Source organism: Streptomyces sp. 3330 (genome assembly GCF_031456635.1).
GTDB lineage: Bacteria > Actinomycetota > Actinomycetes > Streptomycetales > Streptomycetaceae > Streptomyces.
This window is the reverse complement of record NZ_JAVDVA010000001.1, coordinates 726,696-747,071: the sequence shown is the minus strand read 5'-3', so window position 1 is coordinate 747,071 and position 20,376 is coordinate 726,696. Positions and strand designations below refer to the sequence as shown.

General features: G+C 73.9%; 21 protein-coding genes. 8 read left to right on the top strand and 13 right to left on the bottom strand.

Features of this window, described 5'->3' with window-relative positions; genetic code table 11:
• Window positions 1-3 precede the first annotated feature (3 nt).
• Genes J2X68_RS03260 through J2X68_RS03220 form a run of 9 tightly spaced genes read right to left on the bottom strand, consistent with a single transcriptional unit; the run spans window position 4 to window position 10,441 of the window.
• On the bottom strand, window positions 4-1,119 hold the full coding sequence (locus tag J2X68_RS03260) for a GNAT family N-acetyltransferase (protein WP_310430854.1): 1,116 nt from the start codon (window positions 1,117-1,119) through the stop codon (window positions 4-6).
• On the bottom strand, window positions 1,116-1,763 hold the full coding sequence (locus J2X68_RS03255) for a lipopolysaccharide biosynthesis protein (RefSeq protein ID WP_310430853.1): 648 nt from the start codon (window positions 1,761-1,763) through the stop codon (window positions 1,116-1,118). Before J2X68_RS03255 ends, J2X68_RS03260 begins: the two co-directional genes overlap by 4 nt.
• On the bottom strand, window positions 1,760-2,923 hold the full coding sequence (locus J2X68_RS03250) for a glycosyltransferase (protein ID WP_310430852.1): 1,164 nt from the start codon (window positions 2,921-2,923) through the stop codon (window positions 1,760-1,762). Before J2X68_RS03250 ends, J2X68_RS03255 begins: the two co-directional genes overlap by 4 nt.
• Window positions 2,920-3,660, bottom strand: coding sequence for a polysaccharide deacetylase family protein (locus J2X68_RS03245; protein WP_310430851.1), 741 nt, complete (start codon window positions 3,658-3,660; stop codon window positions 2,920-2,922). Before J2X68_RS03245 ends, J2X68_RS03250 begins: the two co-directional genes overlap by 4 nt.
• Window positions 3,647-5,377 (bottom strand): lipid II flippase MurJ, encoded by a 1,731-nt coding sequence (gene murJ / locus J2X68_RS03240; RefSeq protein WP_310430850.1) that lies wholly within the window; start codon window positions 5,375-5,377, stop codon window positions 3,647-3,649. Before murJ ends, J2X68_RS03245 begins: the two co-directional genes overlap by 14 nt.
• On the bottom strand, window positions 5,374-6,684 hold the full coding sequence (locus J2X68_RS03235) for an O-antigen ligase family protein (RefSeq protein WP_310430849.1): 1,311 nt from the start codon (window positions 6,682-6,684) through the stop codon (window positions 5,374-5,376). The genes murJ and J2X68_RS03235 overlap by 4 nt, the downstream gene beginning before the upstream one ends.
• Window positions 6,685-6,691: 7 nt before the next feature.
• Complete coding sequence (locus J2X68_RS03230; protein ID WP_310430848.1) at window positions 6,692-8,107, bottom strand: exopolysaccharide biosynthesis polyprenyl glycosylphosphotransferase; 1,416 nt, start codon at window positions 8,105-8,107, stop codon at window positions 6,692-6,694.
• A complete protein-coding gene (locus tag J2X68_RS03225) occupies window positions 8,104-9,279 on the bottom strand; it encodes a glycosyltransferase (RefSeq protein WP_310430847.1) in 1,176 nt (391 codons plus the stop codon). Before J2X68_RS03225 ends, J2X68_RS03230 begins: the two co-directional genes overlap by 4 nt.
• Window positions 9,280-9,328: 49 nt before the next feature.
• Window positions 9,329-10,441: a DUF3344 domain-containing protein gene (locus J2X68_RS03220; RefSeq protein ID WP_310430846.1), complete on the bottom strand. Its 1,113-nt coding sequence runs from the start codon at window positions 10,439-10,441 to the stop codon at window positions 9,329-9,331.
• Window positions 10,442-10,679: 238 nt separating this feature from the next.
• Between J2X68_RS03220 and chpG the strand changes: the two genes are divergently transcribed.
• The 8 genes from chpG (at window position 10,680) to J2X68_RS03180 (ending at window position 16,133) form a co-directional block, all read left to right on the top strand.
• On the top strand, window positions 10,680-10,919 hold the full coding sequence (chpG, locus tag J2X68_RS03215) for a chaplin ChpG (RefSeq protein WP_020132935.1): 240 nt from the start codon (window positions 10,680-10,682) through the stop codon (window positions 10,917-10,919).
• 278 nt (window positions 10,920-11,197) lie between these two features.
• The gene (locus J2X68_RS03210; protein ID WP_310430845.1) at window positions 11,198-12,094 is read left to right on the top strand and encodes a hypothetical protein; all 897 of its coding nucleotides are present in this window, start codon (window positions 11,198-11,200) and stop codon (window positions 12,092-12,094) included.
• Window positions 12,095-12,292: 198 nt separating this feature from the next.
• On the top strand, window positions 12,293-12,580 hold the full coding sequence (locus J2X68_RS03205) for a hypothetical protein (protein WP_310430844.1): 288 nt from the start codon (window positions 12,293-12,295) through the stop codon (window positions 12,578-12,580).
• Between the two features lie 168 nt (window positions 12,581-12,748).
• A complete protein-coding gene (locus J2X68_RS03200) occupies window positions 12,749-13,249 on the top strand; it encodes a DUF5949 family protein (protein ID WP_310430843.1) in 501 nt (166 codons plus the stop codon).
• Complete coding sequence (locus J2X68_RS03195) at window positions 13,249-13,845, top strand: vitamin K epoxide reductase family protein (RefSeq protein ID WP_310430842.1); 597 nt, start codon at window positions 13,249-13,251, stop codon at window positions 13,843-13,845. Before J2X68_RS03200 ends, J2X68_RS03195 begins: the two co-directional genes overlap by 1 nt.
• A gap of 153 nt (window positions 13,846-13,998) precedes the next feature.
• Entirely contained in the window at window positions 13,999-14,520 is a 522-nt protein-coding gene (locus J2X68_RS03190) for a hypothetical protein (protein ID WP_310430841.1), read from the top strand.
• A gap of 280 nt (window positions 14,521-14,800) precedes the next feature.
• Window positions 14,801-15,283, top strand: coding sequence for a tyrosinase family oxidase copper chaperone (locus J2X68_RS03185; RefSeq protein ID WP_310430840.1), 483 nt, complete (start codon window positions 14,801-14,803; stop codon window positions 15,281-15,283).
• Window positions 15,267-16,133, top strand: coding sequence for a tyrosinase family protein (locus J2X68_RS03180; protein WP_310430839.1), 867 nt, complete (start codon window positions 15,267-15,269; stop codon window positions 16,131-16,133). Before J2X68_RS03185 ends, J2X68_RS03180 begins: the two co-directional genes overlap by 17 nt.
• A 196-nt stretch (window positions 16,134-16,329) precedes the next feature.
• On the opposite strand, the gene J2X68_RS03175 is transcribed toward J2X68_RS03180, so the two are convergent.
• From J2X68_RS03175 to J2X68_RS03160, 4 genes are all read right to left on the bottom strand, one after another.
• Window positions 16,330-16,641: a chaplin gene (locus J2X68_RS03175; RefSeq protein WP_310430838.1), complete on the bottom strand. Its 312-nt coding sequence runs from the start codon at window positions 16,639-16,641 to the stop codon at window positions 16,330-16,332.
• A 140-nt stretch (window positions 16,642-16,781) separates the two neighbouring features.
• Window positions 16,782-17,060 (bottom strand): phosphopantetheine-binding protein, encoded by a 279-nt coding sequence (locus J2X68_RS03170; protein WP_310430837.1) that lies wholly within the window; start codon window positions 17,058-17,060, stop codon window positions 16,782-16,784.
• A complete protein-coding gene (locus J2X68_RS03165; protein ID WP_310430836.1) occupies window positions 17,057-18,208 on the bottom strand; it encodes an HAD-IIIC family phosphatase in 1,152 nt (383 codons plus the stop codon). Before J2X68_RS03165 ends, J2X68_RS03170 begins: the two co-directional genes overlap by 4 nt.
• Entirely contained in the window at window positions 18,205-20,031 is a 1,827-nt protein-coding gene (locus J2X68_RS03160; RefSeq protein ID WP_310430835.1) for a GNAT family N-acetyltransferase, read from the bottom strand. Before J2X68_RS03160 ends, J2X68_RS03165 begins: the two co-directional genes overlap by 4 nt.
• Window positions 20,032-20,376 lie beyond the last annotated feature (345 nt).

The following is a 20,376-nucleotide window of genomic DNA, read 5'->3' as shown; positions in this document are numbered from 1 at the left end:
GCGTCAGGACCTGCCGCCACCGTCACGCTCCCTCCGCTGCTCCAGCCGGAGCAGCAACTCCTTGCCCCGCCGTCGCGCGGCCACGTCGCACACGACCGCCGACAGCAGCGGCGCGGTGCGCCGACGGGCCAGCAGCAGCCGCTGGTTGACGACGGGTTCGGGCCGCCAGTGGTGCTTGTAGGGCTCGTTGCCGCGCAGCAGACTGAGCGCGGCACGGCCGCCGTTGCGGGAGTGCTCGGCGCACGCGTCGAGCAGCATCACCGCCACGTCCGCCTTGCGTTCGCGCAGCCGCGGATGGGCGCCGTAGAGATAGCCACCGGCCAGCCGCCGCGACAGCAGGGTCAGATCGACGGCCACCACGTCGTCGTCCAGCCGGAACTCGGTCACCACCGCGTCCCCGGAGCGCACCATCGGGCCGACCGACCGCACCAGGTGCTCGCAGAACCGCTCCCGCAGGTGCTCGCCCGTCACCTTCCGCCCCTGCCACTGCAACTGGTGCAGTTCCAGCAGCCGGTGCAGCGCCGAGTCGACCTCCTCCGGGCACACGACCTGACGCTCGACGCCCAGCGCGGTCAGCTTGCGCAGCTTGGCGCGCACCCGCTGGGCCTTCGCCGACGGCAGCCGGGCCACCAGCTCGTCCATGGGAACGGCCGGCAGCTCCAGGCACACCGAGTCGCCCACCCGCCGCCGGGGGCCGCGCCAGCGCTCGTAGACCTGCTCCACGGCGCTGCCGGGACGCACCTCGCGGAAATCGATCAGCGCGGTGCGGGCGGCCGCCGCGAGCCCCTCGGTGAGCGCGGCGACGGCGTCTTCGCCGCGTTCGTCGTCGACGAGGACGTCCCCGTAGTCGGAGATCGCCCCACCGAGCGGCACGAGCGCCGGCAGCGGTCGGCGTACGGCCATCAGCGGTGCCGCGGCGACGAGTTCGGCGCCGTCGCGGACCAGCAGCAGACGCAGCCGGCCGCGCCTGCCGTACGAGAGCCACCACGAGTGGAGCCAGGCGTGGCTCTGGAACGGGGTGGCGCTCGCGCACCGCTGGTACAGCCGGCCCCAGGCCGGGGCGAGCGCGGCGAAGGCCTGCTCGTCGGTGACGAGTTCGGTCGTGAACGTCGGTTTCACAGCGCTCCGTGGGCGTCGGCGGCGAAGGCCGGGCCGGGGACGGCGGCGGGGCGCGCGGCCTCGTCCTCCCGGCCCCGCTTCGGCCGCACCAGCAGCAGCAGACCGCCGAGCAGACCGCCCGCGCTCGCCCCCACCAGGCCCGTCACCACCGGGGACACCGAGGAGGGGCCGGTCGGCCGGACCGCGCGGGCGAACTGCTGGAGTTCGACGTTGGTGGCCGCCCGGGAGCTCTTGGCGTGCTGGGTCAGCGAGCGGGAGACCGCGTTGGCCATGTCGGCGGCCAGGTCCGGCCGGGAGGAGGTCGCGGTGATCGAGACCATCGGCGCGTCCGGCGAGGTCGCCGTCTGCACGCTCTGCTGGAGCGTCCTCACCGGCACGCCGGCCCACACCTGGGCGTCCCCGAGCACCGCCAGCTGCGTGGCGACCCTGCCGTAGGCCTGCGCGAAGCCGAGCGCGGACGCCGGGTCGGACTTCTCGGTGGGGACGGCGACGACATAGGCGGTGGCCGTGTACGCGGGCGGCTTGAGGGCGCCGTACGTGCCGCCGAGCAGTCCGCCGGCGACGGCGCCGACCGCGAGCAGGGACCAGGGCGGGAGCGCCTTGGCGCGGCGCAGGGCGGCGGGGCGGCGGGGGTTCTCGGTCATGGGGAACTGACTCCCTGGGGTGTCGGGGTGGCGGGGGAGAGCAGGGCTGGTCCGGAAACGGTGGCCGCGTACACGTCCATGAGCTGGGCGGCGCTGCGGGTGATGTCGTAGTGGAGGGCGGCCTCGGCGGCGGTGCGCGGGCCGGGGGGCCGGGCGCGGGCCTCGGCCACCGCGCGGACGAACGCCTCGGCGCCGCCGCTCACCCTGCGGGCCCCCGCCGCCCCGGCGGGCAGCTGCTCGATCGCGGGGCAGGAGGCGTAGAGCACGGGCAGGCCGCAGGCCAGCGCCTCGACCACGGCCAGACCGAACGTCTCCTCGGGGGAGGGGGAGACGAACAGGTCCATGGCGCTGGTGAGGGACGGCAGGTCGGGGCCGGGGGTGCCGTCGGGGACACAGGGGCGTTCGCCGGTGAACAGGACCCGGTCGGCGACCCCCGCCTCGTGCGCCGTGCGCCGCAGCACGTTCTCCTCGGGGCCGCCGCCCACCAGCAGCAGCCAGTGGTCGGCGGGGAGCCGGGCGAGGGCGTGGAGGAGGACGTCGAAGCGTTTGCCCGCCGCGAGCCGCCCGACGCCGCCGAGGACATAGGCGTGGTCGGGCAGGCCGAGGCGGCGGCGGGTGTGCCGGCGGGCGTCCGGGTCGAAGCGGAAGCGGGCCAGGTCGATGCCGTTGGGGACGACCTCGATCCGGGGGGCGGGGACCCCCCAGCCGCGCAGCCGTTCGGCGACCGCGGGGGAGACGGCGACCGTCGTGCGGCCCAGCCGCTCGCTGGCCAGGTAGAGCGCGCGGACCCCGGAGGTCAGTCTCCGCCCCTCCATCTGCGAGTCGCCCAGGGAGTGTTCGGTGGCGACGACCGCGCGGACCCCGGCGAGCCGCGCGGCCGGCCGGCCGTAGACGCAGGCCCGGTAGAGGTGGGTGTGGACGAGGTCGTAGCCGCCGGAGCGGATGATCCGGACCAGGCGGGGCAGCGCCGCCAGGTCACGGTTGCCGGCCATGCCGAGGTGGACGACCCGGACCCCGTCGCTCACCAGTCCGTCGGCCACCGTCCCCGGGTTCGTCAGCGTCACCACCTCGCACTCGACCGGCAGGTGCCGCAGCAGCAGCCGCAGCTGCTGCTCGGCGCCGCCGACGCCGAGCCCCGTGATGATGTGCAGCGCTTTCACCGCAGCCCCTCGACGGGTCGCCGGCGCAGCCGGTGCAGCCGGTACTTCAGATGCATGCGGACGAAGTTGTCGCCCTGCCCGATGTGCAGGCGCGGCAGGGCGTGCAGTCCGTTCAACGGACCGGGGTCGATCGCGCAGGCGTAGGAGTAACCGGCTTCGCGCACGGCATCCATGGCCCGCCGGTCGATCGTCCCGTACGGGTAGCAGAAGCCCTCGACCTCGGTGCCGAGCAAGGCGCTGAGGACCGCGCGGCTCTCGGCGGTCTCCGTCTTGAGGGTGAGGTCGTCGGCCTTGGTCAGGTCGACGTGGGTGAGGCCGTGCGAGCCGATCTCGACGCCCTCGTAGGCCGCCCGGCAGATGCCGTCGGCGGTCAGCAGCGGCTTGCGCGGGCCCAGCGGGTCCCAGGCGTTGTCGCCGCCGAACCGCCCGGGCAGCACGAACAGGGTGGCCGTGCAGCGGTGGCGGCGCAGCACGGGCAGCGCCTCGGTGAGGAAGTCGGCGTACCCGTCGTCGAAGGTGAGACCGACCAGGTTGCGGCCCTCGCCGCGGGCCCGGGCGGCGAGCAGTTTCGCCATGGAGACACCGCGCAGCCCCTGCCGGCGCAGCCACATCAGCTGCTTCTCCAGCCGCTCGGGGGTGACGGTGATGCGGTACGGATCCTCGGAGCAGTCCCCCACGGAGTGGTACATCGCCACCCACGGGACGGGAGTGCGTCTGCTGTGGTCAGGAGCGGACATGGGAGAACCTTCGGGTCGCGGAACGTACGGAACGGAGCGCTGAGGCGATGCCCCGGGAGCCCAGGGCACGGCCGAGCAGCAGGAAGACGACGGTCACGGTGAGCCCCCCGGCGGCCAGGCCGGACAGGGGGTCGGCGAACCGGCCGGCGGCGAAGGAGCCCGCCAGGGTGGCCACGAGGGCCGCCCGCACCGGCCGGCTCAGCTCGCGCAGCACGCCCCGGACCTCGACCGGAACACTGCGCGGCCCCATCCCGGCCAGCAGGACGAGGGCGGTGACGGTGATGCCGATCGCGTTGGCGGCGGCGATCCCGTACACGCCCCAGGCACCGACGCTCAGCGCGCCGATCCAGGAGGTCACGACGATCCCGGAGGCCATCGCGCCGACCGGGTACCAGGAGCCGCGGCCGGCCGAGAAGTACGAGCGGACCAGCACGCCCACCAGGGTCTGGCCGAGCAGCCCGAGCGCGTACACCCGCATCACGCCCGCGGTCGCCGCCGTGTCCTGAGCGGTGAACGCGCCCCGCTGGAACAGGACTTCGATGATCTGCGGCGCGCAGGCCAGCACGGCGGCGGTGCCCAGCAGCACGACGCAGGCGGCCAGCGCCAGATCCCGCTCCACCCGGGTGCGGGCCCGCTCGGTGTCGCCCTCGGCCAGCGCCCGCGCGACCACCGGGAAGGTGACCGTGCACACCATCACCGACAGGATCATCGGCATCTGCGCGACCTTCTGCGCGTAGTTCAGGTGCGAGATCGCCCCGGCCGGCAGCTGCGAGGCGAGGAAGCGCTCGATGAGGACCTGGGACTGCCGGCACAGCGCGAACAGGAGCACGGTCGTCAGGAGCAGGGTGTCGAGCGGCCGGGGCACCTCCTGCGCGGCGGACTCCTCGGCCGCCCCGCGTTTCCGCAGCTGTCCGAGCAGGGACGGCAGCTGGACGAGGACCATCAGCAGCCCGCCGACCGCGACCCCGGCCGCCGCCGAGCGCACCCCCCAGCGCCCCCCGAGCACGAACATCCCGGTGATGATGCCGACGTTGTAGGCCACGTAGATCGCCGCGGGCGCCGCGTACCGCCGGTGCGCGCGCAGGGCGGCGCTGCAGTACCCGGCGAGCCCGAAGCTCACCGCGCAGGTGGCGGTGAGCCGGGTGCAGTCGACGGCGAGCGCGGGATCGGGCAGGCCCGGGGCGAGGACCGCGACCAGCTGCGGGGCCAGGCCGATAAACAGCGCGCCGACCGCGACGAAGGCCAGCGACAGACGGGGCAGCGTGCCGGCGACCAGGGCGCGGACGGGGTCGCCGGGGGCGCCCTGGGAGCGGCGGGCCAGCGCCATGCTGAACGCCGGGATCAGGGCGAACGCGAGCCCGTCCTCGATGAGGAGCGTCGCCGCGAACTCGGGCACCGTCCACGCGACCAGGAAGGCGTCGGTGTCGCTGCCCGCGCCGAACAGCCGGGCCAGCGCCTGGTCCCGCACCAGCCCGAGCAGAGCCCCGGCGACGGAGAGGACGGCGGTGACGAGCGTCGCCCTGGCGAGGAACCGACCGGAGGCCGGGGGGAGTTCGCCGCCCTCCCGGCCGCCGTCCGCCCTCCCGCCGGCGGCGGTCGCCGGGGCGGTCGCCTCGGCGGCCTCGTCGGCCGTCTCCCCGGACCGGGCGGCGGACCGCGCCGGCGGCACGGAAGCGGGGCCGTCCGTGCGCGGCGTCCGGGGAGGGGTGACCGTCATCGGGCGAGCGCCTCCTCGCGGCCACCGGCGCCGACCAGCGCCCACCAGGCCACGGCCCCGAAGACGACGGCGGTCAGCACGGTCGACGGACCGCCGATGTCGGCGTACGCGAAGTCGACCAGCTGCCAGATCAGCAGGCCGCAGGCGACGAGCGCGCAGTCGAGGCCGGGTCCGGAGCACCGGACCCGGAACCAGCCGCGCAGCCCGCACGCCAGCATCGCCAGCCAGCCGCCCGCGAGGGCGAGCAGCCCGATCAGGCCCTGCTCGCTGAGGATCAGCAGGTACATGTTGTGCGGGGAGAGCAGCGGCTGCTTGACGAATCCGCCGCCCGCGCCGTCGGTGTCGCTGCCGGAGGACAGCGCGAGCGAGGCGTGGCCGTCGCGGTGCTCGGGGAAGCCTTTCAGCCCGACACCGGTCAGCGGCTGGTCGCGCCACATGCCGACGGCGGCCGCCCACATCGTGTACCGGTCGGTGACCGACTGGTCGGGCGCGTCCCTGACCTGCGTGATGCTGTTGACCCGCTCCTGGAGCATCGCCGAGCCGAATCCGAAGCCGCCCACCAGGATCACCCCGGCCGCGGCCGCCACCGCGCCCACCTTCAGCGCCCGCCGCGGCCCGGCGAGCGCCAGCTGGACCGCGCAGGTCAGCACGGTCGCGATCCAGGCGCCCCGGCTGAAGGAGAGCGCCAGCGGCACCAGCAGCGCGAGCGCCGAGCAGGCGGCGATCACCCGCTGCCGTACCGGCGTCCGGCCCAGCGCCAGCCCGACGGCGCAGATCAGACCGAACGCCACGACGGTCGCCATGCCCATCACGTCCTGCGGCCCGAAGGTGCCGACCGCCCGGATGTTCTCGCCCTGGTAGGAGGCGCCGGTCCCGGTGACGAACTGGTGGACGCCGACCGCCCCCTGCCACCCCGCGAGCCCCACGAACGACCAGGCCAGCACCCGGAAGTCGGCCCGGTCGCGGACGAGGAGGACGACGGCCGCCGGGACGAGCACGAAGATCTGGAGGTAGCGGCCCAGACCGGACAGCCCCGCCCCCGGCGACGACGCGCCCATCGCGGCGAGCGAGAGCCCGACCACCGGCAGCCCGAGGACCAGGGCGGCCGTGCGCGACAGCGGGCGCCGCCGCTGCCGCAGCAGCCTGACCGCGCAGAACAGCACGACCAGCGCGGACAGCGCGTCGGCCGGTCCGGCGCCGCCCTCGCCGCCGGGGCCGACCGGCAGGCCGAGCAGGGCGACCACGGCGACCACGGGCAGGACCGGCGACAGCGTCCGGGCGCGGGGCAGGGGCAGGGCGAGGGTCATCGGCGGTTCAGCTCCCGGTCGGTCGCACGAGGGCGGCCGCGGTGCGCAGCAGGATGCACACGTCCTGCCACAGCGACCAGTTGTCGATGTACGCGTTGTCGAAGCGGGCCCGGTCCTCGATCGAGGTGTCGCCGCGCAGCCCCTGCACCTGGGCGAGACCGGTGATGCCGGTCTGCATCCGGTGGCGGGCCGCGTAGCCGGGATAGGTCTGACTGAACTGACCGACGAAATAGGGGCGTTCCGGGCGAGGTCCGACCAGGCTCATGTCGCCGCACAGGACGTTCCACAGCTGGAGCAGCTCGTCCAGCGAGGTCTGGCGCAGGAAGCGGCAGAAGCGGCTCATCTCCCGCTCGCCCGCCACGCTCCACCGGGTCGCGGCCTCGTGCTCGTCGACCGGGCGGTGGGTGCGGAACTTCAGCAGCGTGAAGGGCCGGCCGTCCTTGCCGATGCGCTCCTGCCGGAACACGACGCCGGGCCCGTCGGTCAGTCGCAGCACCGCCGCGCACACCAGCAGCAACGGGCTCAGCAGCAGGAGCAGGGCCCCGGAGACCGCGATGTCCAGCAGCCGCTTGCCGAGGCTGCCCCGGCGCCGGGCGGCCATGTCGAGCCGCCGGCAGGAGAACCCGGCGAGCTGTTCGCGGCTCGCGTACGACGGGGTGTCGGCGTCGACCTCCCACACCGTGCAGCCCGACTCGGCGAGCGCCCGCAGCAGCGGGCCCTGCACGGTACGCACGGCGGGGTGGACGCACAGCACGTCCCGGACGCCGTTCTGGATGAGGGCCCGCTGCACCTCCTGACCCGTGGTCAGCACCGGCAGCCCGTCGGCGCCGTCCGGCCGCTCCGCCACGATGCCCACCGGCTGCACCCCGGACCTGGGGTGCCGCAGCACGGCGGCGGCCACCCGCTGCGCGGTCGCGGCGGGGCCGATGACGAGCGCGGCGTGCGGGTGGCGCAGCAGGGCCCGGCGGTGCCGCAGATGCACCAGGGCGCGGCCCGCGCAGCAGGCCGCGGCCTGCGCCGCGCACCCGAGGACCAGGGTGCGGACCGACAGCGCGTGGGCCGGGTTCCAGGCCGCCACGAGCGTGCCGAGCGCCAGCCAGGCCACCGCGATCCGGCCGCAGACGGAGGGCAGTTCGTCCAGCACCCCCACCACCGGGCGCGGCCGCTGCGGACGCAGCACTATGGTCGCCGCCACCAGCAGGGCGAACAGCAGGGGGCGTCGCTGCGCCCCGGTCAGCGCCAGCGCGCCCACGAGTGTGGCGAGGCCGTCGGTGAGCAGCAGCGGCAGCGGCGACGCGGGGCGCGCGGGGGGCCGCCGGGTGGGGAACCGGAATCCCGCTCCGCTCTCCCGTCGCGGAATGACCGAGACGGGCGAGTACCCGGGCTGCGCGCCGGGAGAGGGGACGGTGCTTTCCGCAGTCACGAGTGGATGGACTCCCTGCACTCGGTGGGCGCGACGCGCGCCCGTGGGGTGGTCGTGAGCAGTTCGCGGTACACGTCCGCGACCGCCCCGGCCGTGCGCCACACGTCGTGCGTGGTCAGGACGTGTCGGCGTCCCTGGTGGCCGAGCGACTCGCGCAGCAGCGGGTCGAGCAGCAGTCCGGCGACGGCGTCGGCCAGCGCCGCCGGGTTCTCGGCGGGCACCAGACAGCGGGACGTGAGCGCGGTCGGCAGGCTCTCCCGGGCGCCGTCCACGTCGGTCACCACCACGGGCCGCCCGCAGGCCAGCGCCTCCAGCGGGGCCAGGGCCATGCCCTCCCAGCGCGAGGGCAGCACGACCAGGTCGGCGGCCTGGTACCAGGGCGCGGCATCGGTGACGGCCCCGGCGAACAGCACCGACTCCGGCGCCCGGGCCCGCAGCCGCTCCCCGTCCGGGCCGTCGCCGACCAGGACCAGCCGGGCGCCGGGCGCCGCGCGCGCGATGTCCGGCCACGCCGACAGCAGGACGTCCTGCCCCTTCTGCCGGCACAGCCGCCCCACGCACACCACCAGCGGGGCGGCCGGGTCGAGTCCGGGCAGGAGTGAGGCCCGCACGGTGTCGACGGAGGCCGGGTGGAAGCGTTCGGGATCGATGCCGTTGGGGATGACGCTGACCCGCCCGCCGATCCGGGCGCGCAGACCGGTGGCGCGTTCCGCCTCGCTGACGCACACCAGCCGGTCCGCCCAACGGGCGGCGAACCGCTCCCACTTGAGCGCCATCGCCGCGGTGGTGCCGCCGACCGCCTCGAAGGACCAGGCGTGCGGCTGGAACACGGTCGGGATCCGCCCGCGCACCGCGAGCCGCCCGGCCAGCCCGGCCTTCGCGCTGTGCGCGTGCACCAGATCGGGGCGTACCTCGTCGAGCAGGCGTACGAGCCGTCGTACCTCACCGGGGAGCGAGGGTCCCGGCGACCGGCCGGCCGCCCAGTGCCGCACATCCGCACCCAGGGACCGCAGGTCCCCGGCGAGCCGGCCGGCCGGGCAGGCCACGGTGACGTGGAGGCCGTCCGCGAGCTGGGCCCGCGTCAGATCCGTCACGACCCGGGCGACCCCGCCGTCCACGGGCTGGGTGAGATGCAGGACCCGCGGTCTGGCGTCGGGTTCTGGCTGGTGCATTGCGCGGTTTCCTCGCTCACGGTGGCGCTCGGGACGGGCGGGAACGCGCCTACTGCTTCTTCCGTGTGTCGACGGCGACGAAGAGCGCCCCGGCCCACGCCGCGTCCCGGTGGGAAACGAGCCGGACGGCCAGCTGGTCACCGCCGTCCCGCAAACCGCCGCTCAGATCGAACACGTCGGAGTCGTAACCGAGGGTGTTGACGTACGCCGGTACACGCGCCGCCGGAGCCTCCCCCGGCTCGCTGATCGTGGAATTCAACACATCGTCAGATGGGTTGACCGGGTCCGTGAGCGGGGTGGCGGGCCGGCCACCGGTGGAGAACATGAGCGAATCACCCGTTCGGCCGCGGTCGCCGTCGTACGCGACGAGTCCGGCCCGGCCGCCCGCGCCCCGCGGAACGGCGAGCCCGCGCAGCCGGATCTCCTTGCCCGCGGGGGAGTTCATGGTGTCGAAGCCGTCCCACAAGGACAGGTGGCGCAGCGGCTCCTTCGGGTTCTCGTACGCCACGACCATCGTCCAGCCGCCCCACGCGCCGGCCGCCGAACGGCCCATGGCCACATTGATCTGGGCGACCGTGTACAGGCCCCGGCCGCTCGAGCGCACCAAGTCGGTGACGTCCGCGGAGGCCTGGAAGGCGTCGGCGCCCTGGGCCACCCGGTGGCCCACGACCGTGTCCGCGAGCACCGCCTTGTACGCGCCGCCGGGCTCGGCGATCAGCACCCGCCCGTTGTCCTTCGGCGGCTTCTGCTCGCCGACGCGCAGGTTGCCGCCCCAGTACAGCCGCGCGTAGGACACCCGTGCGCCCTGCGGGAGCCGGACTTCGGCGCGGGAGGAGTTGTAGGTGTTCGGGTCGCGGTCCACGTCGACGTAGAACATGTCGAAGGCGTTGTTGACGGCCGCCCCGCCCCGCCGCACCGCGGGACAGGCGGGCGCCGCCTTGCCGGTGGGCGTGGTGGTGGTGCGGCAGCTGATGGCCGCGTTGGCCGCGCGGACGAACCCGCCGTGCTGTGTCGCGTGGTAGCGCTGCCCGAAGGCGAGTCGCTCCGCCTCCGCGGCGGGCGGCGCGCCGGCCGCCCGGGCGGCGCCGGGTGCCCAGAGGGCGGTGAGGGCGAGTACGCCGACTGTCGCGCGGCGTAGCAGCGGACCCAGGGAATTGCGCATGACCGGCGGTGCCCTTTCGTGCGATTTGCTTGCTATAGGCGTGCGTCGGATGGGGCGCAACTCTAGCCGCTGTACGGATTAATCCGTCGAAACCGGACAAGTGTGTCGGAATGGTGAAGTCCAGCTCCGGTGACATCACTCATTTGGCGGCACAACCCCGGCGGATCCCGCGCGTTGACTTCAGCGCCGGGCATCCCCGCCCGGGTGTTTGTGTCAAAACCCCAAGGAGCACCTCTCCATGTCGCGTATCGCGAAGGGCCTGGTCCTGACCTCCGTTGCCGCCGCGGCCGTCGCCGGCGCCTCCGGCATCGCCGCCGCCGACAGTGGCGCGAACGGCGTCGCCGAGCACTCCCCGGGCGTGCTGTCGGGCAACGTCGTGCAGGTTCCCGTGCACATCCCGGTCAACGTCTGCGGCAACACGATCAACGTGATCGGCCTGCTGAACCCGGCGTTCGGCAACACCTGCATCAACGACTGACGTCTTCTCCCTTCCGGGGTCACGACGCGTCATTCGCCGAACGGCCGCCCTCCCGCCAGGAGGGCGGCCGTTCGCGTTGCCGCAGGCCTCGCGGGGGCTTGCCCCGAATGGGGGGACGCCGCCCCGACACGCTCGGTGAGGCTTGACATGCCCTCTCACCAGGGGTGATGCGGATGAGCTGGGCGAACGATCGTCACACACTGCGATCGATCGGTTGCGGAGGGCGACGGGCGTTCGCACGGTGGGGACGAGACCCGACGCAATCGAAAGGAATTCCCATGCGTGGTCTGCCCGTACGGCGTATCGCTTCCACCGCACTGTGCGCCTCCCTCGCCCTCGGCATCGCCGCCCCCGCCGCCATGGCGGCCGACGGAGCCGCTGCCCGTGAGCGCAACGTCGCGGCGTCGAAGACGCCCGTCGCCGGCACCGACGCGCTGCTCGTCCAGGCCCAGGGCCTCGGCGAGCTCGGCACTGTCCTCACCCCGGTAGCCAATCTGCTCAACACCGTCCTCAAGGCCGACAACGGTCAACTCACCGCTGAACAGGCGACCGCGCTCGGTGACGCGGTCAAGGCCGCCGTCGCCAAGATCACGGCGGCGGCCCCGGCGGCCCCGGCCACTCCGGCGACTCCGGCCACTCCGGCCGACCCCGAGGCGGAGACGCCGGCCAAGCCGGCCGACCCGGCCGCCGAGGTCCCGGCGAAGCCCGCCGTGCCGGCCGCTCCGGCCGCCGAGGTTCCGGCGAAGCCCGCCGTGCCGGCCGCTCCGGCCGCCGAGGTTCCGGCGAAGCCCGCGGTTCCCGCCGACCCGGCCGCCGAGGTTCCGGCGAAGCCCGCCGTGCCCGCCGACCCGGCCGTCGTGCTGCCCGCGAAGCCCGCCGACCCGGCCGCCGCGCTGCCGGCCAAGCCCGTGCTCAGCAAGGGCGGTGACGACGCCAAGGCCAAGGCCGCCGCCGACCCGGTCTCCGACGCCGTCGCCGCGCTGGACAAGGCGGTCGCCGCCCTGCTCGCGGCCGCGACGTCCCTCGACGTCAGCCAGGTCGTCCCGGCGGTGAACGGCGTGGTGTCCGGCCTGCTCGACCTGCTCAGCGCGACGCTGGCCGGGGCCGGTCTGACCCTGCCCGCCCTGCCCGCCGAGGCGCCGGCGGCGGCGGTGCCCGCCCAGCCCGCCGACTGACGGCCGCTTCCCGTTTCCGCACCCCGGCGTTGCGCCGGGGTGCGGAAATTTCTGCGCACAGGGTTTCCGCCCCCGACGGGGCTCGTTAGGCACGACGTCAGAATTTCGCTGGTGACCCGGGTCGCCGATTTGCCGCGCGGCCGATGCGTCGCGTGGGCCGAGTCGCCGAGTCGTCGAGTCGCCGAAGAAAGGAATCCGATGAAGTCCCTGAAGGCTGCCGCTGTCGTTGCCGGATCCCTGGTCCTCGCCGGTGCCGCCGCGCCCGCGTTCGCGACCCCCGCCGACCTCACGCCCACCAGCCTCAACGGAGCCGTGGACACCCTCACCAGGGGGCCCATCACCCTGGAGGACGCGATGCCGGTCCAGCACCAGTCGGACGCGCTCGACACCGAGAACAAGGACTCCGTGCTCAGCACCGTCAAGGGCGCGACGGCTGCCCTCAACACCCACAACCCGCTCCTCGGCGGGCTGCCGCTCCAGGGCTGAGCGGCCGTCGCCGAAAGGGCCGGTGCCGTCGCCGACGGGACCGGCCCTCGGCGCTGTTCGAGCCGGGTCGAGCGGCGCGTCCCTCGTTCGTGTGGAGCAGGGAACCGGCGTCATCCGGTCGGGTGAGAACACGTCAGACCGTCCCCGACCCGCCGATATGGTCGCGCGGTGACCTCAACCCCAAGCGCAACCCGCCCCTTCCGCGTGGCCGACCTGGGCACCCTCGTCGTGATGCCGTGGAGCGGCGAGGCCCCCGACGGCAGCGACATGCCCTACCTCCTGGCCTACTCCCTCGGTGACACCGAGGAGGGCCCCGAGGGGACCGCCGCCGCCGTCGCGCGTCTGCTCACCGACAACGGCATGCCGGTCGGCGGGGACGTCGTCGACGGCACCGAGCGGCCCAGCCTGCTGTTCACCCTGCTCGTCGAGTCCGGTGCCGCCGTCCTGAACATGCCGAGCCTGAACGCCCAGTGCCTGCCGCCGCCGGAGTGGCTCGCGGCCGTCGAGCAGCGCGGCTACGCGTACCTCGTCCTCACCACCCGCGCCTGGCCCGAGGCCATCCCCGGCCGGGCCGTCACGCCCGAGGAACTCGCCGCCTTCGCGGGTGCCCCCGAGACCCTGACGGCCGCGGCGCACATCGTCCTGCCCGCTCGCCGGCTGCGCGGCTGATGCGACGGCCGCACCCGGCGCCCGCGGGCGGCGGCCGCGCGTACGCCCTGCTCCTCGTCCTCACGGGTGCGGCCGGACTGCTGGCCGCCTGGGTCATCACCCTCGACAAGTTCAAGCTGCTGGAGGACCCCGGCTTCACCCCCGGCTGCAGCCTGAACCCGGTCGTCTCCTGCGGCAGCGTCATGACGAGCGACCAGGCCTCGGCGTTCGGATTCCCCAACCCGATGCTGGGCCTGGTCGCCTACGGGATCGTCGTGTGCGTCGGAGTCAGCCTGCTGGCCGGTGCCGTCTTCCCGCGCTGGTACTGGCTGACCTTCACCGGCGGCTGTCTCTTCGGCGTCGGGTTCGTGTCCTGGCTGCAGTTCGAGTCCCTGTACCGGATCAACGCGCTCTGTCTGTGGTGCTGTCTGGCCTGGGTCGCCACGATCCTCATGTTCTGGTACGCCGTCTCGTTCGACGTACGCCACGCGTTCCTGCCCGCTCCGGCCGGAGTGCGGGACTTCCTCGCCGAATTCGCCTGGGTGCCGCCGCTGCTGCACATCGGGGTGATCGGCATGCTGATCCTGACCCGGTGGTGGGACTTCTGGACGAGCTGACCGTCCGTCCGCCGCGCCGACGCGCTCCTCCGGTCATCGGGCATTAGCACTATTACGGCAGTCGGGGGAATTGTGAACTGATGCCGTTTTCCGGCTCGTTACCCGGTACGGACGCAACGCCCCCGAACTCCTCCGAAAGGTCCCGTACCCCAGATGAAGTCGACCACCCGAGGAACCCTCGCCGCAGTCATCACGTGCGTGGCGGCCGCCGCCGGCGCCGCCGCCTCCGTGACCCCCGCCGCCGCGATCGGCACGGTGCCCGTTCCCGTACCGCTCGACGGCGTCGAGAAGTCCCTCAACGTGGAACTGCCCACGATCGGCGGCGAGATCCCCCTGCCGACGCCGGGCGCCCCCGAGGGGCCGCGTTTCGTCGAGGGCCGGCTCATCCCGGAGCGGGTCGTTCCGCAGCTGCCCGTCGCCGCGGGCCTGCCCGGTGTGGGGCTGCGCGCGCCCCTGCCGGAGGTCCTGGGCAAGGACTTCAACCACCTCGGCCTCGACGCCCCCGCCTCCGACCTGCGCACGCTGAGCCCGGGCCTGGCCCTGGACGCCCCGCTGACCGCGCCCAACCCCGACCGCTTCGGCCTGCCGGACCTGCAGCTGCCCCAGGCGGGAGTGCTCACCCCGGTGCTCCAGGCGGTGCCCGGCGCGGACCTCGGCGTCGGCGAGGGCCTCTAGCCTCCGACGGGCGAACCCCACGCGCACCACGGGCCCGGACACCGTCGTCCGGGCCCGTCGGCGTGCCCGTCACCGTGTCCGGATCCGGTGCTCCGGCGGACCGTTCGGGCGGCGGGCGGTGACCAGGAGGGCCGCCGGTCGGTTACCCCCGTGGGAACCGCTACGGAAGGCCGCCGCAGAGACCGGCCGACCCGCCGCGGCGACCCGCCACAGAAACCCGCTACGGACAGCCGCACCGGATCAGCGAGCCGGGGCCGGCGCACCGGACGAGGAGCACATCATGGTCGTCAGCGTCGACGGAGTACCCGTGACCGCGGTGCCGGTGGGCACGGGCAGACCCGGCACGGCGCACGGCGCACGACGACGGGACCTGCTGCGCGGGCTGCTGGGCGCCGCCGCGGCCCTGGCGACCGTCCCGGTCGTCTCCGCCTCCCGGCCCTCGCGCCCGGCGGACGGCGGCCTCGCGGACTCCTTCGACGAGACCTACCGGGGCCGGCGCCTGCACGGCGTCCTCGCCTCGACGGGACGCACGGCCGCGTCGGACGTCCGCTGGGACATCACGGTCGACGGCCGCCCCCTGCACCTCATGCGCCGCGCCGACGGCACCTGGCTGAGCATGGTCGACCACTACAGCTCGTACGCGACCCCGCTCGAGGCGGCCCGTGCCGCCGTCGACGGACTCGGCCCGGGGGAACGGCTGCGCGCGGCGGATCCAGCACACCATCACCCGCACATGGGGGGACACCATGGCCTACATCCGTAAGGACGTCAGCACACTCACCGGTGCCGAACGGCGGCGCTTCGTGAAGGCGCTGCTAGAGATCAAACGGAGGGGCGAGTACGACGAGTTCGTCCGCAGGCACATCGACTACTACGTCTCCGACGGCGACGGCGGTCTGCGGACGGCCCACATGGCGCCCTCGTTCCTGCCCTGGCACCGCCGGTTCCTGCTGGACCTCGAACAGGCACTGCGCCGGGTCGACTCCTCGGTGACGGTGCCCTACTGGGACTGGACGCGCGACCGCACCACGACCGCCGCGCCCTGGACCGCCGACCTCCTCGGCGGCAACGGACGGCGCTCCGACCGCCGGGTGACGACCGGGCCGTTCGCCTACGCCACCGGCGACTGGACCATCAAGGAGAACGTGACCGACGGGGAGTTCCTCACCCGGGACCTCGGCCGGGCCGCCGACCCGATCGGCCTGCCCACCCGCACCGACGTGGAGGCGGCGCTCCAGGACCCCGTCTACGACACCGAGCCTTGGGACTCGACGGTCACCCGGGGCTTCCGCAACAGGCTGGAGGGGTGGGGCAGGGGTTCGGGCAGCGTCGCCTGGCGCAACCACAACCGGGTGCACCGGTGGGTCGGCGGGGTCATGCTCGGCGGCGCCTCGGTCAACGACCCCGTCTTCTGGCTGCACCACGCCTTCGTCGACCTGCTGTGGACCCGCTGGCAGAACAGGCACCGCGACCACCGGTACCTGCCCGCCGAACCGCCGGGGCCGACCAGCCGTCAGTACCGCCGGGTCGTCGCGCGGCACGAGAAGCTGCCCCCGTGGGACGTGACCCCGGACCAGCTGGAGGACGCGTCCCGGATCTACCGGTACGCGTGAGCGGCTCCACCGGTGCGCGTGGGCGGCTCGCTGTGAGTCCGGCGAGGTGAGCACGGCACGGCGAGCCCGGCGCGGTCGGCCGCCCGCGGACAGGGGGAGAGCCCCGGCGCTCGAGGTGCCGGGGCTCTCCTGGTGGTACGTACGCGGGGTACGACCGGGGGTACGTCCAGAACGTCCAGGACGTGCGGGGTGAAGCTCAGCCGCCGTAGCCGCCGTGCTTGTCACCGTGCTTGTTGTCGTGGTGCTTGTCGCCACCCTTGTCGTGGTCGCTGACGTTGGCGCACGTGTTGCCGAACGCCGGGTTCAGCAGACCGATGACGCTGATGCTGTTGCCGCAGACGTTGACCGGGATGTGGACCGGAACCTGGACGACGTTGCCCGACAGGACACCCGGCGAACCCACGGCCGCGCCCTGCGCACCCGCGTCCGCCATGGCCAGGCCGGCTCCGCTGACCACCACGGCGCTGGTGCCGAGGGCAACAGCGGCCACCTTCGCGATGCGAGACATCACGTTCTCCTTAGGGAATCGGTTCGTGCGGTGGCAGGGGGCGCCGCCGCACTCCCCGTTCAACGCCGCCACCGTGGGCGGGTCACGGTGCGTTCGGACGGATCACCCTTTTTGAACAGGAGGGTCGTACAGTCGGGTGGCTAGTGCGACTGGAGATGTGCCGCCACGAAGTCGGTCAGGGTGGCGATGGACTGGAGGCTGTCCAGACTCAGGTCCAGCGCGGCCACATCGACGCCGTACCGCTGGTCGACCCTGCCCAGCAGGGTCACGCCGGCCAGTGAGGTGAGGCCGATCTCCGGGCCGAACAGGTCGGTGTCGGCGGGGAGTTCCGCGACCGCCGCCTCGTCCAGGCGGGCCGCCTCGGCGATCAGTGAACGCAGTTCCCGTTCCACCGCGGCCCGCTCTTGGATGTCCGTCACGCTTCGGCGTCCTCTCGGTCGATCACATGCAGCCACGCGGGTGCCGAGGGCAGGTCGCCCTCGAGCGTCCTGCCCAGGACCGCCGAATCGGCGGCGGTGGCGGGACCGGCGCCCGTGCCGGTGGCGGGGTCGGTGTCGGTGGCGGGGTCGGTGTCGGTGTCGGTGTCGTCCGTGCGGCGCAGGCCCGCCTGGCGGAGCAGGATGCGCATCTCCAGGTTGGCGTCCGTGGGGCGCAGGGTCACCCGGAACTCCTCGGCGCCGGCCGCGCGGGCCCCCTCCATCAGCCGGAACAGGAAGGCCGCCGCCGCGCCGCGGCCCGCCACCCGGCAGGACAGGGCGAGCAGCGGGACGGACCAGGTGGCGGGGGCGCCCCGGCCGGTGTCCGCGCGGTCCACGAGGGCGGCGCCGATGATGCCGTACTCGCCGAAACGGTCCGTCATGCGGGCGGTGTACAGCTCGTACCCGTCCGAGGAGGCCAGCTCGCGCAGGCGGTCGGGGGTGAGCCCGGAGGAGTTCAGCCGGTGGGTGCGGGCGGCGAGCTCCAGCGCGCGCGGGACCTCGTCGGCCGTGGCCGCGCCGACGGTGAGCCGCATGTCGCACCAGCGCAGGAACTCCTCGCGCGAGCCCTCGAAGCGTTCGCCCTCGGCCCTGCGGGTCTCCTCCGTGCGGTAGCGGCGCACGCGTTCGCGGGACTCGGCGGTGACCTCCCGGCCCTCGAACGCGGCCAGCAGCGTGGGCACGTCCTCGGGCGCGAGGGTGCGGACCCCGGGCAGGAGCGCCTCGACCTCGGCGCGCTCGTACGGGGAGTCGTCGACCAGGACCAGGGCGTCCACCGCGATGCCGAGGTCCTTCGCGATCCTGCGCAGCGACTCGCTCTTGTCCTGCCAGGACACCTGCGGGGCCAGGAAACGCGCCCGCACCTCCGGAACCGCGTCCAGCCGGTCGAGCACCGAGGGCGCGCTGCGGCTCGCGATGCTGCTGAGCACCCCGCGGGCCGCCAGCGCGTCGATCGCGGCGAGCGCCTCGGGGCGGGGCGTGGGCAGGTCGTCGGTGGCCGACTCGACGGCGATCTCGTCCCACAGGGTGCCGTCGAGATCCCATACGACGCACTTCACGCCGTCGGGATCGAAGCCGTCCGCGCCGCTCATCGGGAGCCCTCGCCCTCCGGGAGGAACAGCTTCATCGACAGGCTGGTGGGGTCGAAGCCGAACTTGCGGTACACCGTGCGCATCGGGACGTTGCCCACGTGCACGCGGCCGACGACCTCGGTGATGCCCTGGGCCAGGCAGAACTCCAGGCCCGCGGTGAGGAGCAGTTCGGCGACGTCGCTGCGCTGGTCCACCGGGGACACCGCCAGGGAACGGAAGTTGGCGTACCGGTCGCCGGTCATGGCGTTCTGGTTGATGCTCACCCAGCACCAGCCGACGGGCTCCTCGCCGGGGGCGTCGGCGACGATCATGCCCGCCTTCGACTTCTCCATGGCACGGCCGAGGCGGGACGCCCACCGCGCGGGATCGTCGATGGCGTCCTCGCCGAAGGAGACCCGGGCGATCTCGGCCTCGAACCTTCCGATGGCCGGCAGATCGCGCTCGTCCGCCTGGCGGGTGACGTACGGCCGGGCCCGTTCGACGAGGGCGGCACGGTCCTGCTCGGTCGGCGGGCGCCAGCCGTGGGCCCGCCCGACGGGAGCGGCAGAAGCCGGTGCCGACGCCGGTGCCGGGGTCTCGGCGGGCGCCGGAGCCTGCTGGGGAGGCGCCGCCTGCTGGGCCGGAACCGGGGGCTGCTGGACCTGGGCCGGGGCCTGCTCGGCCGGGGTCGCCGCATCGTCCGCGGGGACCAGCCGGCCGGGGCGGAAGGGGCCCTTGCCGCACTGGGGGCAGCCTTGCTCGCGCAGCGCGGCGACGGCGGTCCAGCGGGCGCCGGGCCCGACGCGGAGCCGGGCGTCGCACGCCACGCACGTGTACTCGCGCTGCCGGGTCCGCTTGTCGCCGGTGTAGAGCGGACCGCTGAACTCGCCCGCGTGGGACGGGGCCGTCGAGGTGGTCGTCAGCAGGTGCTGGAAGAAGCCGACACCGCCGAGGATGCCGCTGCCCTCGTACTCGTTGAAGTTGCGGACGAAGCCGTGGGTGACCAGGCCGAGCCCCATGATCTCCCGCTGCACCTCCAGCATCTCGTCCGGGCTCTTGCCGCCGAAGGAGAAGAAGACACTGTGCGCGGGGCCGGGCCGCAACCCCTCCACGGCACGGGAGAGGAACAGGCGGGCGCCCTCGGGGGTGTACGGCGGGTCCGTCATGGCCACGTCGTGCTGCTCGTGGAGCTCGGCGGGCAGCGGCAGGCGCAGGTCGTGCCGGACGGTCTCGATGCGGGTGCCGAGGCCCGCCGACACCTTCTGGATGTAGTCGAGGATCTCCGGGGAGATGTCGACGACGGTCACCTTCTCGACGATCGGACCGCCGAGCACGTCGCCCACCACGGCGACGGCGAGGGACACCAGGTCGTCGTCGCCGATCAGCAGCAGGGAGCCGCCGGGCAGCGCGCCCGCCGTGAGCAGCGCGAGCACCCGGCGCACCTTGGTCTCGGCCGTGCAGTGCGACTGGTCGATCGCCATGTCGGCGGCCGGACCCGACTCCATGAGGGCACGCAGCCGCCCCACGGCCTCGTCCAGCACGTCGGGGATCACGAGCTCGCGCCCGTCGCACGTGGTGCAGGTGGCGTCGAGCGACAGGTCCATGCCGAGCTGGGCGACGAGGTCCAGCCCGGCCTCGGTCAGCCGGGACGGACGCTGGGTGGTGACGAATCCCCGGCGGCGCAGTTCGTTCCCCAGGGCGGCCACGATCGGGACGGGCAGCCCGGTCGCACGGCTGAGGTCCTTCGTGGAGGCGGGCGCCAGACGGCGCAGCGCACGCAGGACGGACCGAACTCCGGGCGGGCCCTCCTGGAGCCGGACGGCTTCCGCGACTTCCGTGAGCACGGAATCCGCGGTGGTGCTCCGAGGGTGCCGACGAGCGTTCGTCACAATGCTGCTCCAGGCAAGCTGATTGATGGATTCCGGGACCTATCGAGTATACGGGCTGGTACGCAGGCCCCCGGACCCGCACGGACCATGGGGAAACAGCGGGGAAATGATGAGGAATTTGCGCGGGCGAGAGGAAACCCCGCGCCGACGGCGCAATTGCGCGCAGGGGTCTCCGCAGGAGTCTCCGCGGAGACCTCGCGAAGGTCGCCGAGCAGATCTCCGCACGCCCCTCGGCGCGAGTCCCTGCGCGGATTTCCTCACGGGTTTGTGTGCAGATTTCCGCAGGGAATTATCGCCACT

Excerpts from the sequence above, each read along its gene's own strand:
- J2X68_RS03255 (WP_310430853.1), bottom strand. The coding sequence starts at position 1,763 with ATGACCGAGAACCCCCGCCGCCCCGCCGCCCTGCGCCGCGCCAAGGCG.
- J2X68_RS03195 (WP_310430842.1), top strand. The coding sequence starts at position 13,249 with ATGCGACGGCCGCACCCGGCGCCCGCGGGCGGCGGCCGCGCGTACGCC.
- J2X68_RS03235 (WP_310430849.1), bottom strand. The coding sequence starts at position 6,684 with ATGACCCTCGCCCTGCCCCTGCCCCGCGCCCGGACGCTGTCGCCGGTC.
- J2X68_RS03225 (WP_310430847.1), bottom strand. The coding sequence starts at position 9,279 with ATGCACCAGCCAGAACCCGACGCCAGACCGCGGGTCCTGCATCTCACC.
- chpG (WP_020132935.1), top strand. The coding sequence starts at position 10,680 with ATGTCGCGTATCGCGAAGGGCCTGGTCCTGACCTCCGTTGCCGCCGCG.
- J2X68_RS03245 (WP_310430851.1), bottom strand. The coding sequence starts at position 3,660 with ATGTCCGCTCCTGACCACAGCAGACGCACTCCCGTCCCGTGGGTGGCG.
- J2X68_RS03165 (WP_310430836.1), bottom strand. The coding sequence starts at position 18,208 with ATGAGCGGCGCGGACGGCTTCGATCCCGACGGCGTGAAGTGCGTCGTA.
- murJ (WP_310430850.1), bottom strand. The coding sequence starts at position 5,377 with ATGACGGTCACCCCTCCCCGGACGCCGCGCACGGACGGCCCCGCTTCC.
- J2X68_RS03205 (WP_310430844.1), top strand. The coding sequence starts at position 12,293 with ATGAAGTCCCTGAAGGCTGCCGCTGTCGTTGCCGGATCCCTGGTCCTC.
- J2X68_RS03210 (WP_310430845.1), top strand. The coding sequence starts at position 11,198 with ATGCGTGGTCTGCCCGTACGGCGTATCGCTTCCACCGCACTGTGCGCC.
- J2X68_RS03180 (WP_310430839.1), top strand. The coding sequence starts at position 15,267 with ATGGCCTACATCCGTAAGGACGTCAGCACACTCACCGGTGCCGAACGG.
- J2X68_RS03190 (WP_310430841.1), top strand. The coding sequence starts at position 13,999 with ATGAAGTCGACCACCCGAGGAACCCTCGCCGCAGTCATCACGTGCGTG.
- J2X68_RS03220 (WP_310430846.1), bottom strand. The coding sequence starts at position 10,441 with ATGCGCAATTCCCTGGGTCCGCTGCTACGCCGCGCGACAGTCGGCGTA.
- J2X68_RS03185 (WP_310430840.1), top strand. The coding sequence starts at position 14,801 with ATGGTCGTCAGCGTCGACGGAGTACCCGTGACCGCGGTGCCGGTGGGC.
- J2X68_RS03175 (WP_310430838.1), bottom strand. The coding sequence starts at position 16,641 with ATGTCTCGCATCGCGAAGGTGGCCGCTGTTGCCCTCGGCACCAGCGCC.